Origin of the sequence: Pseudomonas sp. GM49 (genome assembly GCF_000282355.1) — a bacterium.
Classification (GTDB): Bacteria; Pseudomonadota; Gammaproteobacteria; order Pseudomonadales; family Pseudomonadaceae; genus Aquipseudomonas.
Map to the genome: position 1 here is coordinate 1 of NZ_AKJL01000180.1, position 16,420 is coordinate 16,420.

General features: G+C 59.6%; 10 protein-coding genes. 6 read left to right on the forward strand and 4 right to left on the reverse strand.

Annotation, left to right across the window (positions count from 1 at the left end):
- Positions 1-59 precede the first annotated feature (59 nt).
- Positions 60-1,847, reverse strand: coding sequence for a hypothetical protein (locus PMI29_RS12705; RefSeq protein ID WP_007999137.1), 1,788 nt, complete (start codon positions 1,845-1,847; stop codon positions 60-62).
- Between the two features lie 1,117 nt (positions 1,848-2,964).
- Between PMI29_RS12705 and PMI29_RS12700 the strand changes: the two genes are divergently transcribed.
- The 4 genes from PMI29_RS12700 (at position 2,965) to PMI29_RS12685 (ending at position 10,474) form a co-directional block, all read left to right on the forward strand.
- A complete protein-coding gene (locus tag PMI29_RS12700; RefSeq protein ID WP_007999139.1) occupies positions 2,965-5,106 on the forward strand; it encodes a cytochrome-c peroxidase in 2,142 nt (713 codons plus the stop codon).
- 151 nt (positions 5,107-5,257) lie between these two features.
- On the forward strand, positions 5,258-6,550 hold the full coding sequence (locus tag PMI29_RS12695) for a GGDEF domain-containing protein (protein WP_007999141.1): 1,293 nt from the start codon (positions 5,258-5,260) through the stop codon (positions 6,548-6,550).
- An 85-nt stretch (positions 6,551-6,635) separates the two neighbouring features.
- Complete coding sequence (locus PMI29_RS12690) at positions 6,636-8,432, forward strand: acyl-CoA dehydrogenase C-terminal domain-containing protein (protein WP_007999143.1); 1,797 nt, start codon at positions 6,636-6,638, stop codon at positions 8,430-8,432.
- Between the two features lie 263 nt (positions 8,433-8,695).
- Complete coding sequence (locus PMI29_RS12685) at positions 8,696-10,474, forward strand: acyl-CoA dehydrogenase C-terminal domain-containing protein (protein ID WP_007999144.1); 1,779 nt, start codon at positions 8,696-8,698, stop codon at positions 10,472-10,474.
- Between the two features lie 227 nt (positions 10,475-10,701).
- On the opposite strand, the gene PMI29_RS12680 is transcribed toward PMI29_RS12685, so the two are convergent.
- Positions 10,702-11,631 (reverse strand): LysR family transcriptional regulator, encoded by a 930-nt coding sequence (locus tag PMI29_RS12680; protein ID WP_007999146.1) that lies wholly within the window; start codon positions 11,629-11,631, stop codon positions 10,702-10,704.
- Between the two features lie 169 nt (positions 11,632-11,800).
- On the opposite strand from PMI29_RS12680, the gene PMI29_RS12675 reads away from it, so the two are divergent.
- Entirely contained in the window at positions 11,801-13,084 is a 1,284-nt protein-coding gene (locus PMI29_RS12675) for an aspartate aminotransferase family protein (protein ID WP_007999148.1), read from the forward strand.
- A 205-nt stretch (positions 13,085-13,289) separates the two neighbouring features.
- Entirely contained in the window at positions 13,290-13,448 is a 159-nt protein-coding gene (locus PMI29_RS31200) for a YqaE/Pmp3 family membrane protein (RefSeq protein WP_003228885.1), read from the forward strand.
- Between the two features lie 70 nt (positions 13,449-13,518).
- Here the strand turns inward: PMI29_RS31200 and PMI29_RS12665 are convergent, their stop codons facing one another.
- Complete coding sequence (locus PMI29_RS12665; RefSeq protein ID WP_007999152.1) at positions 13,519-15,345, reverse strand: S9 family peptidase; 1,827 nt, start codon at positions 15,343-15,345, stop codon at positions 13,519-13,521.
- Entirely contained in the window at positions 15,311-16,417 is a 1,107-nt protein-coding gene (gene pqqE / locus PMI29_RS12660) for a pyrroloquinoline quinone biosynthesis protein PqqE (RefSeq protein ID WP_162130679.1), read from the reverse strand. Before pqqE ends, PMI29_RS12665 begins: the two co-directional genes overlap by 35 nt.
- Positions 16,418-16,420 lie beyond the last annotated feature (3 nt).

Consider the following 16,420-nt stretch of genomic DNA (forward strand, 5'->3'; position numbering starts at 1 on the left):
AAAAACCCGCCGCTTCCTCCGGGAGCGGCGGTTTTTTTTGCGCTGTTGTCAGGCCTTGCTCACCATGGCGTCGGGTCCAGAGGTCCGACGCCAGTCGGAGTGGTCACGCCTTCGCCATTACGTATGAACGGCAGGTGCCAGAAGTCGTTCGGGACAACGGGATCGCCAGGCTTGACGCCTTCCGGAAAGATGAACTCGAACACTGGCGCCACATACTGTCCGGCAATCAGTCCATTGGCGACGGTCAGCCTGCCCGCATTCTGGATGCAACCGTCCACGCCGGCCTGGGACAAGCTTTGCTGTGGAACGCAAAGTGACCGCGCAACGACGCGCAAGGTACGTGTCGGCTGGCTAAGTAGCCCAGTGGGCGCTTTGGTCGCGCGTAGTCTGGCGCGTTGTGGCTGAGGACCAGTGTTTTGTGTGGTGATACCACCCGAGGCTCCCAGGCAACTGGCCGCAAGGCCCAGTGCAGGATTGCACTCACCTGTCATCTCATAGGGTGTAATCCAGCGATTGGTTTGCACGCCCGTCGATGGATTGACATCAATCAGATAGATGTCGACCGGGGTCTTGATGTCGGTGGTCGAGGCTTCAAGGAAAATCCGGTCCTGCGTCTCCTGGGCTACTCCGCTGATGGCCGTTGCGGCCGGGTCGGCCGTACCGATGCCAAATTCCCCGATAGCCAGGTAGCTGGGCTGCGAACCAGGCTGAGTGTAGATCCCGACATTCGCCTCGATCGTGTGTGCAGAGATGAAGTCCGGGGCCCCGGTTGTTGCGGACTTGAACAGGGTGCCGGACCAACTGATGAAGTCGCCGACTTCGAAGGGCGCCTGTTGTGTCGGGTCGGGGTCCGTCGCCGTGCGTGTAGCATCGCTGAATCTCTTCATGACGTACTGGCTGCAATAGACCTGCCCCACCGCTGGACCCGAGAGTTCCCCGCTGGCCGGAGGCGTGACGCCGGCCTGGCTGAAGTTGCGGCAGTTGTTGGTCGTGGTCAGGGTGACCACTTTTGGCCGGTTTTTCTGCGGGCAGAGTGCGTCGTCTCCGGAGATCGTGCGTGGCACGCACATCGGGTAGCCGGTAGCGGCATGGATGGTCGGATTGGCATCGTCGACGGAGAAGCGTGGGTCGGGGCTTTGGGCGCGGCCAAAGCGGCCATTCGGATCGTTGATCTGAATGATCGTGGGTTGCGTCGGGTTCCCGCTGTCAACTTCGAGGTTGCCGTTGGTGTAGTCGATCCGGGTGATGACACCGCTGCCCGCATTGACTGATTGCTGGGAGACAAAGATCAGCCCGGCGATTTGCTTGTCGGAGACGGTATTGCCTACCACATGGATCTCGAACGAGGGATAGGCCGCCGGTGATTTTCCGAGTGCCAGGGTTCCACCCCTGACGAAGTCGGCCCAGGTCAGGGTGTTGGCCGGCATCTGCATGACGGTGTTGCAAGGGACAACAATCGTGACGCCGTTCAACTGGACGGTCCCCCCAAAGCGGCCCGGGTCGCTGGTATTGGGGCAATTCGCATTGGTGGTGTCCAGGGTCATGTTTTGGATAAAGCCCGTAACGTCAAACCCATGAATCGCATTCGGGTTTGTAAAAATCGGATCGGGCAGTGTGGGTGTCGTGAACGGCGAGGGCAGACCCGGGGGCTTGGCAGTCCCGCCACCACCTCCGCCGCCACCGCCACCGCCAGCTCCGTTTTTGGCAAATGCATCTCCACCACCACCAATGGCCAGTGCGATAGCGACGGCACTGGCGAGCAGAGCATGGCGACTGAAGATGCCGTTGAATCGCTTGTGAGGCAGCAGCGGTATGGCGAGCGTTTTTTCGTACAAAGATAAGCTCATGGCTCACTCCAGAATCTTGCAGGACCAATTGCCGGCCGATCGAGATCGCGGATCTGCTGATGCGCTGAATCCTGCGCAAGAAAAACGCAAAGCCGTGAGTGTCGAATTGGGGCTCGATCCTGCGGGATAAGTGTCTGTGTACGGTCGACGCTTGCCGTTCGGATGCTTTCACCTGCGTTGCGTTGGCCGGTTAGGGACGCAAGCGCGAGAGACATTTCCTTGAGCCTGAGGGGGACATAGCAGTAGTCGTGCCTGATTGGCCCAATCGCTTGTTTGCCAGCAAAAATGCGGGCTGCGCTGAAGTTGGTGATATACACATAGTTATATGTTATGTGGTTAACGCCAAAGTGGGTGGGGATATATACCCAAGTCTGGAGTTTTGTGAAAACTTTAGGTAAGTATGTCTCCATTAGTAGTAGTTGAGAAGTGTTGTCTGTTAAGTACTACTAAGGTCGTAGGTGTGCAAGAGGGGGGTGAAGAGGGTGTCGAGAAAATAATCTTGTATGGGGGGTATAAATAAAAAAGACAATAGCTAGCGCAGTGCAACTTGCGCACGAATGGGTTTTATATGTCTGATGGATGTTTCTATTGGCTGGTGGCTGGCGATGCGGATTTTCAGGAGTTTTTTAAAGTGCCAATTACACCGCGGTGTTTGGAATAGCAAATACTCTGCCAGCTTCAAGGAAGCGCAGTCTGGTGGCGTTATATCCTTTAAGTTCTGGCGTTTAGAGGTCGTTGGTGATCGCTTGGTGCGGGCTGTTTGGGGAATGACACCCAATAATGGGTGAAGTTTAACCAGAGCTGAGGAATAGTGCGCAGTTGCTGTTATTAGTAGGAATTCTTGATTTGGCTTAAATTAGAAAAATATTGAAATTTTCATGTTGTAATGTTTTGTTGCGGCTAGAGTTGCATCAAGCGCTACCCAGTAGCGCGAAATATCATTTTTTAAAAAGGCCTGGGCCACGAGAGTGCTTTGCCAGTCAGGTCTCGCATTGTCCATGCAACTTCAAGTTGATGTGGTTACTCGAGCGAGCAGCAAGATTCATGGCGATGAGCTCATCTCGCAACAGGGCAACCGCGGAGCCTGACTACTCCGTACTGAATCGGGAACGTCATCATGTTTAATTATTTGAGCATCTTCCGAACTACCTGTTTGCCCCGTGCGATGGTGATGACACTGTTCGCCATTGGCCTGCCCGTCATGAACGTTTGGGCCGTAGACCCGGTCGGGGTCGTTCCGGCCGTGCCGGACGTGCCCAGCCTGCAGTCGCTGCACGGCCTGACGCCACCCGACCCTTCGGGAACCGAAGGCGGGCGCAAAGTCGACCTGATGACCGACTACGTACTCAATCGCTCGGCGGCAGTGCTCCTGGGCAAGGCACTGTTCTGGGATATGGAGGTCGGCAGTGACGGTTCCACCGCTTGCGCGTCCTGCCACTTCCACGCGGGTGCCGATCACCGCACCACCAACCAGATCAACCCTGGCCAGGCGAACACCAACGCGAACGTCTCGTCGATCTTCAACAAGCCATTCACCGCCTCCGACATCCCGGGCGACGTGCCGACCTACACCACCAGGTCCGGTGGCAAGGGCGGTCCGAACTACCTGTTGAAGAAAAGCGACTTCCCGACCCACGTGCTGGCCGATCCGCTGGATCGCAACTCGGCGATTGTCTATTCAAGCGACGATGTGATCGGCTCCCAAGGCGTGTTCGACGCCAACTTCGTCAAGCCCAATCAGTCGCGGTTCGACAAGTGCATTCAGCAACCAGACGGTATTTTCCAGGTGGGCGGTATCAACGTGCGCCGTAGCACCGGGCGTAATGCACCGACGGTGATCAACGCCGCGTTCAACGTGCGCAACTTCTGGGATGGCCGGGCCAATAACGTGTTCAATGGCTTCTCGCCGTTCGGCAATCGCGACCCTGACGCCGGGATTTTCGTGACCAGCGATCGCAGTGGCGTGGCGACCAAAGTCAGGCTGGCACTGAACGATGCTTCCGCCGCCTCGCAAGCAGTAGGGCCGCCCGGCAGCCCCGTGGAAATGTCCTGCGGCGGGCGTACCTTCGCCGACATTGGGCGGCGCATGCTCGACACCTTGATGCTCAAGCAGCAACGAATCTCGTCCACCGATTCGGTACTCGGGCCGGTATCCGGCGGCCATCGGCCGACTTACCGTGAACTGATCAAGAACGCGTTCCAGCCGCGTCTGTGGAATGCCACGCAGGAGGTCTCGCTGGGCGGCGCGCCATACACCCAGATGGAAGCAAACTTCCCGTTGTTCTTCGGGCTGGCGATTCAGATGTACGAGTCCACGCTGATCTCGGACCAGGCGCCGCTGGATGCCTATTTGCAGGGCGATCATACGGCCATGAACGACCAGCAGGTCCAGGGCATGAACCTGTTCCTGGGCAAGGGCAAGTGCATCAGTTGCCACGGCGGCGCGGAGTTGACCAACGCCGGCAGCCGGTTGCTGTTCCATCCTCGGGAACGGATCGAACGCATGGTCATGGCCGACAACCTGACCACGCTGTATGACAACGGCTTCTACAACACCGGGGTGCGTCCGACGTCGGAGGACCTGGCGCTCGGTGGCTCGGATGCCTGGGGCAATCCGCTGTCCTTCACTCGTGAGTACAACACCGTACTCCAGGGCGGCCGGGTCCCTGATCCGCTGGAAGTCGATGTGTGCACCTTCGAAGCGCCTTTGAGCCCGGCGGTTCCTTGTGATGCGACGCTCAAGCCCAATGTCGGTTTCCGCGACGCGGTCGATGGCGCCTTCAAGACGCCGACCTTGCGCAACATCGCGTTGACCGGGCCGTACTTCCACAACGGCAGTCGCGCAACGCTGCAACAGGTCATGGAGTTCTACAACCGCGGCGGCGATCGGCGTGGCGAAGATGCCAGTAACACCAGCGGATTCGAACACCCGGCAGTCAATCAGCACAACGGCTCCAATCTTGATCCGGACATGACCCGGCTGAACCTGACCCCGGATGAAGTGGATGCATTGGTCAAGTTCATGGAAGTCGGGCTGACCGATCCTCGGGTCGCGTGGGAACGGGCACCGTTTGACCATCCGTCGCTGGTGCTGCCACAGGGCGAAAAGGGTGATGAAAACTCCGTCGGGCAAAAACCGGCCAGTCCGAAGATTACTAGCCGGCAGGCGAAGGACGCCGAAATCCAGCTCAATCCGGTCGGTGCCGAAGGTCGCACACGTCTGGAAGGGCCGCTGCAACCGTTCAACAACGACCTGTAACCGTATTTGCCCTTGCGTCACTGGCGTCTGATGGACGCCAGTGACGACCTTTTACAAATACCTCAGTATTTCACTCAGCAAATCGGGGGGGCTGCCGTTAAAGTGGTGGGCACAATGCCATCTTTTGAACTGACGGGCCGGAGCTTTACCCTTGCTGCGTTCTTCCGCTGTACGTTTCAGTCATTTCCTGCCGTCATTACTGCTGTTGCTGGCGGGGCTTGCGGCTGCGTACATTAAGGATCTGAACGTCTTTTTCACGTCGTTGTTCAACGTGCTGCCCACCCTGGTGTTGTTACTCGGTGGCGCCTATTGCGCGGTGTACCGACGCCAGCGTGAACTGTTTCTGATGGTCACGGTGTACATCGCCTACTTCCTGCTCGACACCCAGACCGACTATTACCGCGACAACGGCAAGGTGCGTGACGATGCCGCCGTGGTCTTTCACTTGTGTTGCCTGCTGCTGCCGCTGCTGTTTGGCGTGTTCGCGGCGTGGCAGGAACGCACCCATCTGTTCCAGGACATGGTGGCGCGTTTCGCAGTATTGCTGGCGGTCGGCAGCGTGGCGCTGGGGCTTGAGCAAAGTTATCCACATGCGCTGCTGATCTGGTTGTCGGAGATTCGCTGGCCCGCCTTGCATGGCGCCTGGATGAGCCTGATCCAGTTGTCCTATCCGGTGTTCATTGCCGCGTTTGTGCTGCTGGCCTGGCAATACTGGCGCAATCCGCGGCCGCTGCATGCCGCGCAATTGGTGGGGTTGCTCGGGTTGTTCTGGATGTTGCCGAAAACCTTCATCCTGCCGTTCACGCTGAACATCATGTGCAGCCAGGTGATGCTGATGATCGCCGCCGCCGTTGCCCACGAAGCCTACCAAATGGCCTTCCGTGACGAACTGACCGGGCTGCCGGGCCGTCGTGCGCTGAATGAACGCATGCAACGGCTGGGGCGCAACTACGTGTTGGCCATGAGCGACGTCGACCACTTCAAGAAATTCAACGACACCCACGGCCATGACGTTGGCGACCAGGTGCTGCGGCTGGTGGCGAGCAAGCTGTCGAAAATCGGCGGTGGTGGTAAGGCGTATCGCTATGGCGGCGAGGAATTTGCCCTGGTGTTTGCAGGCAAGACCCTCGAAGAGTGCATGCCGCACCTGGAAGTCATCCGCGAGTCCATCGCCACTTACAACATTCAGCTGCGTAATCAGGAAAACCGCCCGCAGGATGACAATCAGGGGCGCCAGCGGCGTGCCGGTTCCAGTGCGTCGAGTGTATCGGTGACGGTCAGTATCGGCGTTGCCGAACGGATCGAACAGCGCGCCCCCGAAGAGGTGCTCAAGTCCGCTGACCAGGCGCTTTATAGCGCCAAGGGCGCCGGGCGCAACTGTGTGATGGCATTCGGGCAGAACCGCCGTGGTGCCGTGCGCAGGGACGCCGCTACGGTTGAGTGATGATGGCGCATTCAGCGAGCGGAAAGTGATTGTGAGGCGTGGTCGGCAGCAGTAGGTTGGAGAAATCTGCCGACGGAGAATGACCATGCCCGAGTACAAAGCTCCCTTGCGCGACATGCGCTTTCTGATCGACCACGTCTTCGACTTTCACAGTAACTACGCCGCGCTGGGGGCCACCGATGCCAGCCCGGACATGGTCAATGCGATCCTCGAAGAAGGCGCGAAGTTCTGCGAAAACGTGCTGTCGCCGCTCAACCGAAGCGGCGATGAAGAAGGCTGCCATTTCGACAATGGCGTGGTCACCACGCCGGCGGGCTTCAAGCAGGCATTTGCCCAATATGTCGAGGGCGGCTGGCATGGCCTGGCGGCGGATCCGGTTTACGGCGGTCAAGGGTTGCCGATCTCTCTGGGCCTGGTGATCAGCGAAATGGTGGGCTCCAGCAACACCTCGTGGGGCATGTACCCCGGCTTGACCCACGGTGCGATGTCGGCGATCCACGCCCATGGCACCGAGGAGCAAAAGCAGACCTATTTGAAGAAGCTCACCGCTGGCCAATGGACGGGCACCATGTGCCTGACCGAGGCTCATTGCGGCACCGACTTGGGCATCATCAAGACCCGGGCTGTGCCTGCGGCCGATGGCAGCTATGCGATCTCCGGCAGCAAAATCTTCATCTCGGCCGGTGAGCACGACATGAGCGCCAACATCATTCATCTGGTGCTGGCCAAATTGCCGGACGCACCGGCCGGGACCAAGGGCATTTCGCTGTTCATCGTGCCCAAGTTCCTGCCCGACGCGACGGGCGAAGCGGGTGAGCGCAACGGCGTGTCCTGCGGCTCGATCGAACACAAAATGGGCATCAAGGCCTCGGCCACCTGCGTGCTGAACTTCGACGAGGCCAAGGGCTTCTTGATCGGCGAGCCGAACAAGGGCCTGAACTGCATGTTCACCATGATGAACCACGCACGGCTGGGCACCGGCATGCAAGGGCTGTGTCTGGGCGAGGCGAGCTTTCAGGGCGCAATCAAGTACGCCAACGACCGTTTGCAGATGCGTGCGCTGACTGGCCCGAAAGCGCCGGAGAAAGCCGCCGACCCGATCATCGTTCACCCCGATGTGCGGCGGATGTTGCTGACCATGAAAGCCTTTAACGAAGGCAATCGCGCGCTGACTTACTTCACCGCGCAGTTGCTCGATGTTGCACACCTGAGTCCGGATGAAACTGCGCGTCGGGAAGCCGAAGACTTGCTGGCGTTCCTCACGCCGATCTGCAAAGCCTTCATGACCGACACCGGCCTGGAAGTGACCAACCATGGCATGCAGGTGTTTGGCGGCCACGGGTTCATTCGCGAATGGGGTATGGAGCAACTGGTGCGCGACTGCCGCATTGCGCCGATCTACGAAGGCACCAACGGCATTCAGGCGCTGGACTTGCTCGGGCGCAAGGTACTCGGCAGTCAGGGCAAGCTGCTGCGCGGCTTCACCAAAATCGTCCACAAGCTCTGCGCGGCGAACGCCGAACATCCACAATTGGCCGGGTATGTGGCGCAGCTCAATCAACTGAATCAGCAGTGGGGTGAGCTGACCACCAAGGTCGGCATGGCGGCGATGAAAAACCCGGACGAAGTCGGTGCCGCGTCGGTGGATTACCTGATGTACAGCGGTTACATCATCCTCGGCTACCTGTGGTTGCGCATGGCGCTCGTGGCTCAGGCGCAACTCGATACTGGCAATGGCGATGGCGATTTCTGCCGGGGCAAACTGGCAACCAACGAGTTTTACTTCAAGCGCCTGTTGCCACGCACCGCCGCTCATCGGGCGGCCATCGAAGCGGGGAGCGATTGCCTGATGCAACTGCCGGCGGAGTTGTTTGCGCTCTGACACCTACCCTGTAGGAGCGAGCTTGCTCGCGATGGTCGTGAACGATAACGCGTAAAACCAGATGCCCAGTGGCGCCCTGGGGTTTTTCGCGAGCGGGCTCGCTCCTACAGTTCTTATGTTTCGCCTCTCCATATCGCAATGACTAAAAATTACAAAACGGTCATGCGCTGACCCTATGTGTCACAAAAGTTGTTGGGGTACACTCCGGCCCAACGAAAACACTCTTTCTGTGAATCACCTGTATAGATCTTGCGAGGTTTGCCATGGCTGACTACAAAGCGCCCCTGCGCGATATGCGCTTCGTCCTCAATGAAGTTTTCGAGGTCGCCAAACTCTGGGCCGAGCTGCCTGCACTGGCTGAAACCGTCGATGCAGAAACGGTCGAAGCCATCCTGGAAGAAGCCGGCAAAGTCACCGGCAAAAGCATCGCACCGCTGAGCCGTGCAGCGGACGAGGAAGGTTGCCATTGGGCGGACGGTGCCGTCACCACGCCGGCCGGTTTCCCACAGGCCTATCAGACCTACGCTGAAGGCGGTTGGGTCGGTGTCGGCGGTGATCCTGCCTACGGCGGCATGGGCATGCCCAAAGCCGTTTCGGCCCAGGTCGAAGAAATGGTCAACTCCGCCAGCCTGTCGTTCGGTCTGTATCCGATGCTGACCGCCGGCGCTTGCCTGTCGATCAACGCGCACGCCAGCGAAGAGCTGAAAGCGGCGTACCTGCCGAACATGTACGCCGGCATCTGGGCCGGTTCCATGTGCCTGACCGAGCCGCACGCCGGTACAGACCTTGGGATCATTCGCACCAAGGCCGAGCCTCAGGCCGACGGTTCCTACAAGGTCAGCGGCACCAAGATCTTCATCACCGGTGGCGAACACGACCTGACCGAAAACATCATCCATCTGGTGTTGGCCAAGCTGCCGGATGCACCGGCGGGTCCGAAAGGCATTTCGCTGTTCCTGGTGCCCAAGTTCATGGTCAATGCCGATGGCAGCCTGGGTGCGCGCAACACTTTGAGCTGTGGTTCGATCGAACACAAGATGGGCATCCAGGCGTCCGCGACCTGCGTGATGAACTTCGATGAGGCCGTGGGTTACCTGGTCGGCGAGCCGAACAAAGGCCTGGCGGCCATGTTCACCATGATGAACTACGAGCGACTGGGCGTCGGTATTCAGGGCCTGGCCACTGGCGAGCGCTCGTACCAGAACGCCGTGGAATACGCCCGTGACCGTCTGCAAAGCCGTTCGCCGACTGGCGCGCAGAACAAGGACAAAGTGGCTGACCCGATTATCGTCCACCCGGACGTGCGTCGCATGCTGCTGACCATGAAAGCCTCGAACGAAGGTGGCCGAGCGTTTTCCACCTACGTGGCGATGCAACTGGACACCGCCAAGTTCAGCGAAGACGCAGCCACCCGCAAGCGTGCGGAAGACCTGGTGGCGTTGCTGACCCCGGTGGCCAAGGCGTTCCTGACCGACCTGGGCCTGGAAACCACCGTTCACGGCCAACAGGTCTTCGGCGGCCACGGTTACATTCGTGAATGGGGCCAGGAGCAACTGGTACGCGACGTGCGCATCACCCAGATCTACGAAGGCACCAACGGCATCCAGGCGCTGGACCTGGTCGGGCGCAAAATCGTGGGTAGCGGCGGGGCGTTCTACAACCTGTTCGCCGACGAGATTCGTCACTTCACGGCGACCGCCAGCGCGGACCTCGCCGAGTTCACCAAGCCGCTGAACGATGCTGTTACCACTCTCGATGAATTGACCGCGTGGTTGCTGGATCGGGTAAAAAACAATCCGAACGAAATCGGCGCAGCGTCGGTCGAGTATCTGCAGGTGTTCGGTTATGTGGCGTACGCCTACATGTGGGCCCTGATGGCCAAAGCGGCTTTTGGCAAGGAAGCGCAAGACGATTTCTACGCCAGCAAACTGGGCACTGCGCGGTTCTATTTCGCCCGTCTGTTGCCGCGCATTCACTCGTTGAGCGCGTCGGTGAAGGCCGGTAGTGAATCGTTGTTCCTGCTGGATGCAGGACAATTTTGAGGCAGTAGTATTTTGTAAGCATTCTCTTACGCAACGTGCTGCTCTTCTCCCATAGATGCAAATTGGATCCAGAGCTAATCTACTTCACATGGACGTAGCGCAGGAAGCGCAAAGCAACAACAGGGACACGTAGGATTCTGCCAGGACGGCGGAGTGAAATGGATGTCAGGGAAACAGTCTGCAAAGCCCCGCTTCGGCGGGGTTTTCTTTTGTCTGAAGAAAAGTTTTCAGCTCGTCCCTTCCAGAGCTTGCGCGCTATTCAAACGTTCATCCGGGCCGTTTATCACTTCTTCCAGCAATGTCCGCAGCAATGCCAGCGAGGCCTGCTGTCGTTGCACATCCCGACACACCAAACCGACTTTCAGCGGCACTCGTGGTTCGCTCAGGGGCTTCCATAGCAACTCGTGGTTGCCATGAGTCTTTTGCGAGCGTCCGGGCAGCACCGTCGCAAGGCGCGTGTGCGGCAGGCTGTCGAGGATCCCGGCCATGTTGTTCAGTTCGGCTTGCACCTGCGGGCGTCGTCCGAGGCTTGCCAGTTGTGCCTGCCAGATCTGCCTTATTTGAAATTCCTCGCCCAGCAACAACATCGGCAGCTCGGCGGCCTGGCTCATGGACACTTTCTTGAATTCACGCAGCGGATGCTCCGCCGGGATGACCAGGGTCAGTTCATCTTCGTACAGCATCACGCCATGCAAACCAGGCTGGCGGGGTGGCAGGTAGCTGATGCCGATGTCCAGTGAGCCGTTGAGCAGTCGCCGCTCGATTTCCAGGCCGGTCAGTTCATAGATCTGCACCACCAGATGCGGCTGCGCCTTGCGCACCCGCTCGAGCATTTGCGGAACGAGGCTGGTATGCACGGTCTGCAATACACCGATGGCCAGGGTGCGCAGCGCCTGACCCTTGAAGTTGCCGAGCGCTTCCCGTGCCCGTTGCAGGCCATCGAGCAAAGGCAGGGCGTGGTTGTACAGCGTGTGCGCTGCGAGGGTCGGCAACAGGCGTTTGCTACTGCGTTCGAACAGGCTCACATCGAGGTTTTGTTCGAGGTGGCGGATCTGCTGGGACAGCGCCGGCTGGGAGATGGACAGGCGCTCAGCGGCACGGCCCACGTGGCCTTCTTCATAGACCGCGACGAAATAACGCAGTTGCTTGAAATCCATAAGTAGTGCTTATCGAAAATGCTGGGAAATCGAAATGGCTGAATGCCTCGTCTGAGCCTAGTCTAACCGCATTCACAGGGCTTACAGGGCCACAGAGCGCGATGAATACCGTTTGCTTCGATGGTGTTTACATAGGTAAGGCAAAAAACCTCAAAAGAGGTTTTTTCAGTTGAATCTGTTCAGTCTGCGTCGCAGTCCTCCCAGCCTTGATGATCTGGTCATGGACGCCTCCCTGCCAACCCAAGGCAGTAACCTTTCCAGCGAGTACTTGATGCCCAGTGTCGAGCGGCCGAAACAGGTGTTTGTGCGTGGTCAGGGTTCATGGTTGTGGGACAGCGATGACCGTGCCTATCTGGATTTTTCCCAGGGAGGCGGGGCCAACAGCCTTGGTCACAGTCCTTCGGTACTGGTCAACGCAATCACCGCCCAGGCGCAATCGCTGATCAATCCGGGATTCGGCCTGCATAACCGCGGCATGCTCGGCCTCGCCGAGCAACTGTGTGCCAGCACTGGCAGTGATCAGGCTTACCTGCTCAATACCGGCAGCGAAGCCTGTGAGGCGGCGATCAAACTGGCGCGCAAATGGGGTCAGCAGCATCGCGGTGGTGCGTCGCGCATCATTGTGGCCAGCAACGGTTGCCATGGCCGTAGCCTGGCGACGATTTCGGCGTCGGACAGTTCGGCATTGATCAACCGGTTCGAGCCGCAATTGCCGGGCTTCAGCCGTGTTCCATTCAATGATCTGCCAGCGTTGCATGAGGCGGTCGATGAACGGACCGTAGCGATCATGCTCGAGCCGATCCAGAGCGAAGCCGGCGTGATCCCGGCCACCGCGCATTACCTCAAGGGCGTCGAACGCTTGTGCCGTGAGCTCGGCATTTTGCTGATCTTCGACGAAGTGCAAACCGGCATCGGCCGTTGTGGCACCCTGCTTGCGGAACAGTCCTATGGTGTAACGGCGGATATCGTCGTGCTCGGCAAAGGGTTGGGCGGCGGTGTGCCATTGGCCGCGTTGCTGGCGCGGGGCAAGGCTTGCTGTTTCGAAACGGGCGAGGTAACTGGCACTCATCACGGCAATGCGCTGATGACCGCTGCGGGACTTTCGGTGCTCGATACGGTGCAGGACAAGGGCTTCCTCAAACACGTCGCAGAAACCGGTCAACACCTGCGTGAAGGTTTGGGGCGTTTGGCCCATCGTTACGGTCACGGCGAGTTGCGCGGACAAGGGCTGCTCTGGGGGCTGACGCTGTCGGACGATTCCGCCGGCGCGGTAGTCAAGGCTGCGCTGTACGAAGGCCTGCTGCTCAATGCACCGCAACCCGACTGCCTGCGCTTTACCCCTGCGCTTAATGTCAGCAACGCCAACATCGACGAAATGCTCCTGCGCCTGGCGCGCGCCTTCTCCCGAGTACGCACCGCGCAATTGCAGTGCCGTAAAGGGATTGCCGTCTGATCAGACGCGCCCTACACACATTCCCGAACCGTCTCGCGGTAAAACGCACGCCCCACGCCTGATTCTTTTGGCGTGGGGCGTTTTTTTGTCTGCGAAATTCAACGAAGGGGCAGAACTCGGGAGCAGCGGGACTGAACCCTGATAAACGGCACGGGTCGATTGGCTGTAGGGCTCGAACGAGTCCACCCCAATCAGGAGCTGCCCCATGGATTTTATTCGCATCATCATCGCCATCCTGTTACCGCCACTGGGTGTGTTTCTGCAAGTAGGATTCGGCGGAGCGTTCTGGCTGAATATTCTGCTGACGTTGTGCGGTTACATTCCGGGGATCGTGCATGCGGTGTACATCATCGCCAAGCGCTGAGTTTCGCGGCGGCAGGTCGGCCGACTTGCCCGCGAAGGGGACGCCACCGTTCCGGCAATGGGCGGGGGCTTCAGTCCACTGAATCCATCACCCTTTGATAAAACAACCACTCCTGCTCCAGCGCATGGGCCTGATTGCCGGCCTTGCGAAAGCCATGGCGTTCGTCTGCGTAGTAATGCGCTTCGACCAGGATGCCGTTGTCCTGCAGCGCCGTAACCATGTCGCGGGTCTGCTGCGGGACGACCACGGCATCCAGTTCACCTTGAAAGAAGATCACCGGCACGCGGATGTTGCTGGCATGCAGCAGCGGCGTGCGGGCCGCGTAGCGTTCGGCGTCCAGCAGCGGATCGCCAATCAACCAATCCAGATAGTCGCTTTCGAATTTGTGGGTCGCGCGCCCCAGCGCCACCGGGTCGCTGACCCCATACAGACTGGCGCCGGCGCGGAACACGTTGTGAAAGGCCAGGGCGCAAAGGGTGGTGTAGCCACCGGCGCTGCCGCCGCGGATGAAGGTCTTGTCGCCGTCGATCAAGCCTCGCTGGTTGAGGTAACTGACCACGGCGCAGGCATCTTGCACATCAACATCGCCCCAGCTCAGGTGTAGCGCCTGGCGATAGGCCCGGCCATAACCGCTGCTGCCGCGATAGTTGAGGTCGGCCACGGCGAAGCCCCGCTGTGCCCAGTACTGGATACGCGGATCGAGCATCGGGTAGCACGCCGAGGTCGGGCCGCCATGGACGAACACCACCAACGGCGGTTTCACCTTGCCGGTCATCGCCGGGTAGAAAAAGCCGTGCGCTTCGCCTGAGCCACTCGGGTAGCGCAAGGTTTGCGGGCGGCTGATCTGTTCGGGGGGAAGCGGTGCGATGCCGCCGGCCAGTACTTTCACTTGTCGGCTCTGGCGGTCGATGGCGATGACGGCGGTTGAACTGACGGGCGACGCCGCGATGCAATAGATGAACTGATCATCCACGGCAAGATGGCGGAAGCGGCTGTAGTCACCGGTAAAGTCTGCGCCGGAGTCGCCGCATACGCCCAATCGGCCAAACCCGCCTTCGGTCCAACTGGCCAGATAACTATCGTCGCCCAGCGGTAGCCAGGTGCTGCCGCCGAGTTGCCAGGGCGCAGGGCCATGGTCGGCGGTGGCACTTGGCAATGGGCTCAGGCCTTTTTCGGATTCCATCCAGGGCTGCCAGTAACCCGCGCGATCCGTCAGGCAATACAAGCGACCGTCGGCATCAAACCGCGGTTGTTGCACAGACTCTTGAGCGCCGTCGCCCGCCACACAACGAACCTCGGCAAAACCGCCATCGGCCAGGCGTTCGGCAACCATCAAACGGGTCGCGGTCCATGGCTGATCCGGGTGATCCCATTCGATCCAGGCCAGACGCCGGGCATCAGGACTCAGCGTCGGCGCGGCGTAAAAATCAGCACCTTCGGCCAGCAAGTGACGTGCGCCATCCAACAGATCGATTGCCACCAGTCGGTGTTGATCGCGATGCTCCTCGACTGCCAGCACTTGCCCGTGGGCGAACTGTAAATCGCCATACCGGCACGCACCGGACGTCAGCCTTTCGGGCGATTCGCCTTGCAGTGATTGCCGATACAACTGCTGGTCGGCCTCGTTGACGAAAACAACGCCGTTGTCAGTCAGACAAAACGCTCCACCGCCATATTCGTACACCCGACTGCGCACGCTGAACCCCGGTGGCGTCATACATTTCGCTGCACCGTCACGCCAATGCCAGATCCGGCACGCCGCGTCTTCGGGGCGGTACTCGTTCCAGAACAGGCCCTGTCGACCGACCTGCAGTTCGGCAAAGTCGATACCGGCGGCCACGGCTTTGGCAGCGCTGAAAGGTTCAGCTTTTGGCGATGAGGCGTGAGTTTCGTTCATTGCGAAAGGCCAGTTGGTCGATGGTCTGGGTCGCGTGCTCGGCTTCTTCGCGAGCCTTGAGGATCACGCCGTGTTGTGGCGACTTGCTGCACACCGGGTCGGCGTTGCTGGCATCGCCGGTGAGCATGAACGCCTGGCAGCGGCAGCCGCCGAAGTCTTTTTCTTTCTCGTCACAGGAGCGGCACGGTTCGGGCATCCAGTCGTAGCCGCGGAAACGGTTGAAGCCAAATGAGTCGTACCAGATGTGCTGCATGCTGTGCTCGCGCACGTTGGGAAACTGCACCGGCAGCTGTCGGGCACCGTGACAGGGCAGGGCGGTTCCGTCTGGCGTGACCGTCAGAAAAATACTGCCCCAGCCGTTCATGCAGGCTTTCGGGCGTTCTTCGTAGTAGTCCGGGGTGACGAAAATCAGCTTGCACGGATGCCCTTCGGCTTCCAGTTTGGCGCGGTACTCGTTGGTGATGCGTTCGGCGCGCAGCAGTTGCTCTTGGGTCGGCAATAGCCCGACGCGATTGAGTTGCGCCCAGCCGTAGAACTGGCAAGTGGCGAGCTCGACGAAGTCCGCTTCCAGCGCGATGCACAGCTCGATGATGCGGTCGATCTGGTCGATGTTGTGCCGATGGGTGACGAAGTTCAGCACCATCGGATAACCGTGGGCCTTCACCGCCCGGGCCATTTCCAGTTTCTGCGCGAAGGCCTTTTTCGAACCGGCCAGCAGGTTGTTTACCTGCTCGTCGCTGGCCTGGAAACTGATCTGGATGTGATCGAGGCCGGCCTTCTTGAAATCGCCGATTTTCTGCTCGGTCAGGCCAATGCCGGAGGTGATCAGGTTGGTGTAGAAACCCAGTTTGCGGGCTTCGGCAATCAGCTCGGCGAGGTCCTGACGCACCAGCGGCTCGCCACCGGAAAAGCCCAGCTGCGCGGCGCCCATCTCCCGTGCTTCGCGGAACACCTTGATCCACTGCTCGGTGCTCAGCTCTTTGCCTTGTTCGGCGAAGTCCAGCGGATTGGAGCAGTACGGACATTGCAGCGGGCAGCGATAGGTCAGCTCGGCGAGCAGCCACAGCGGCAGGGC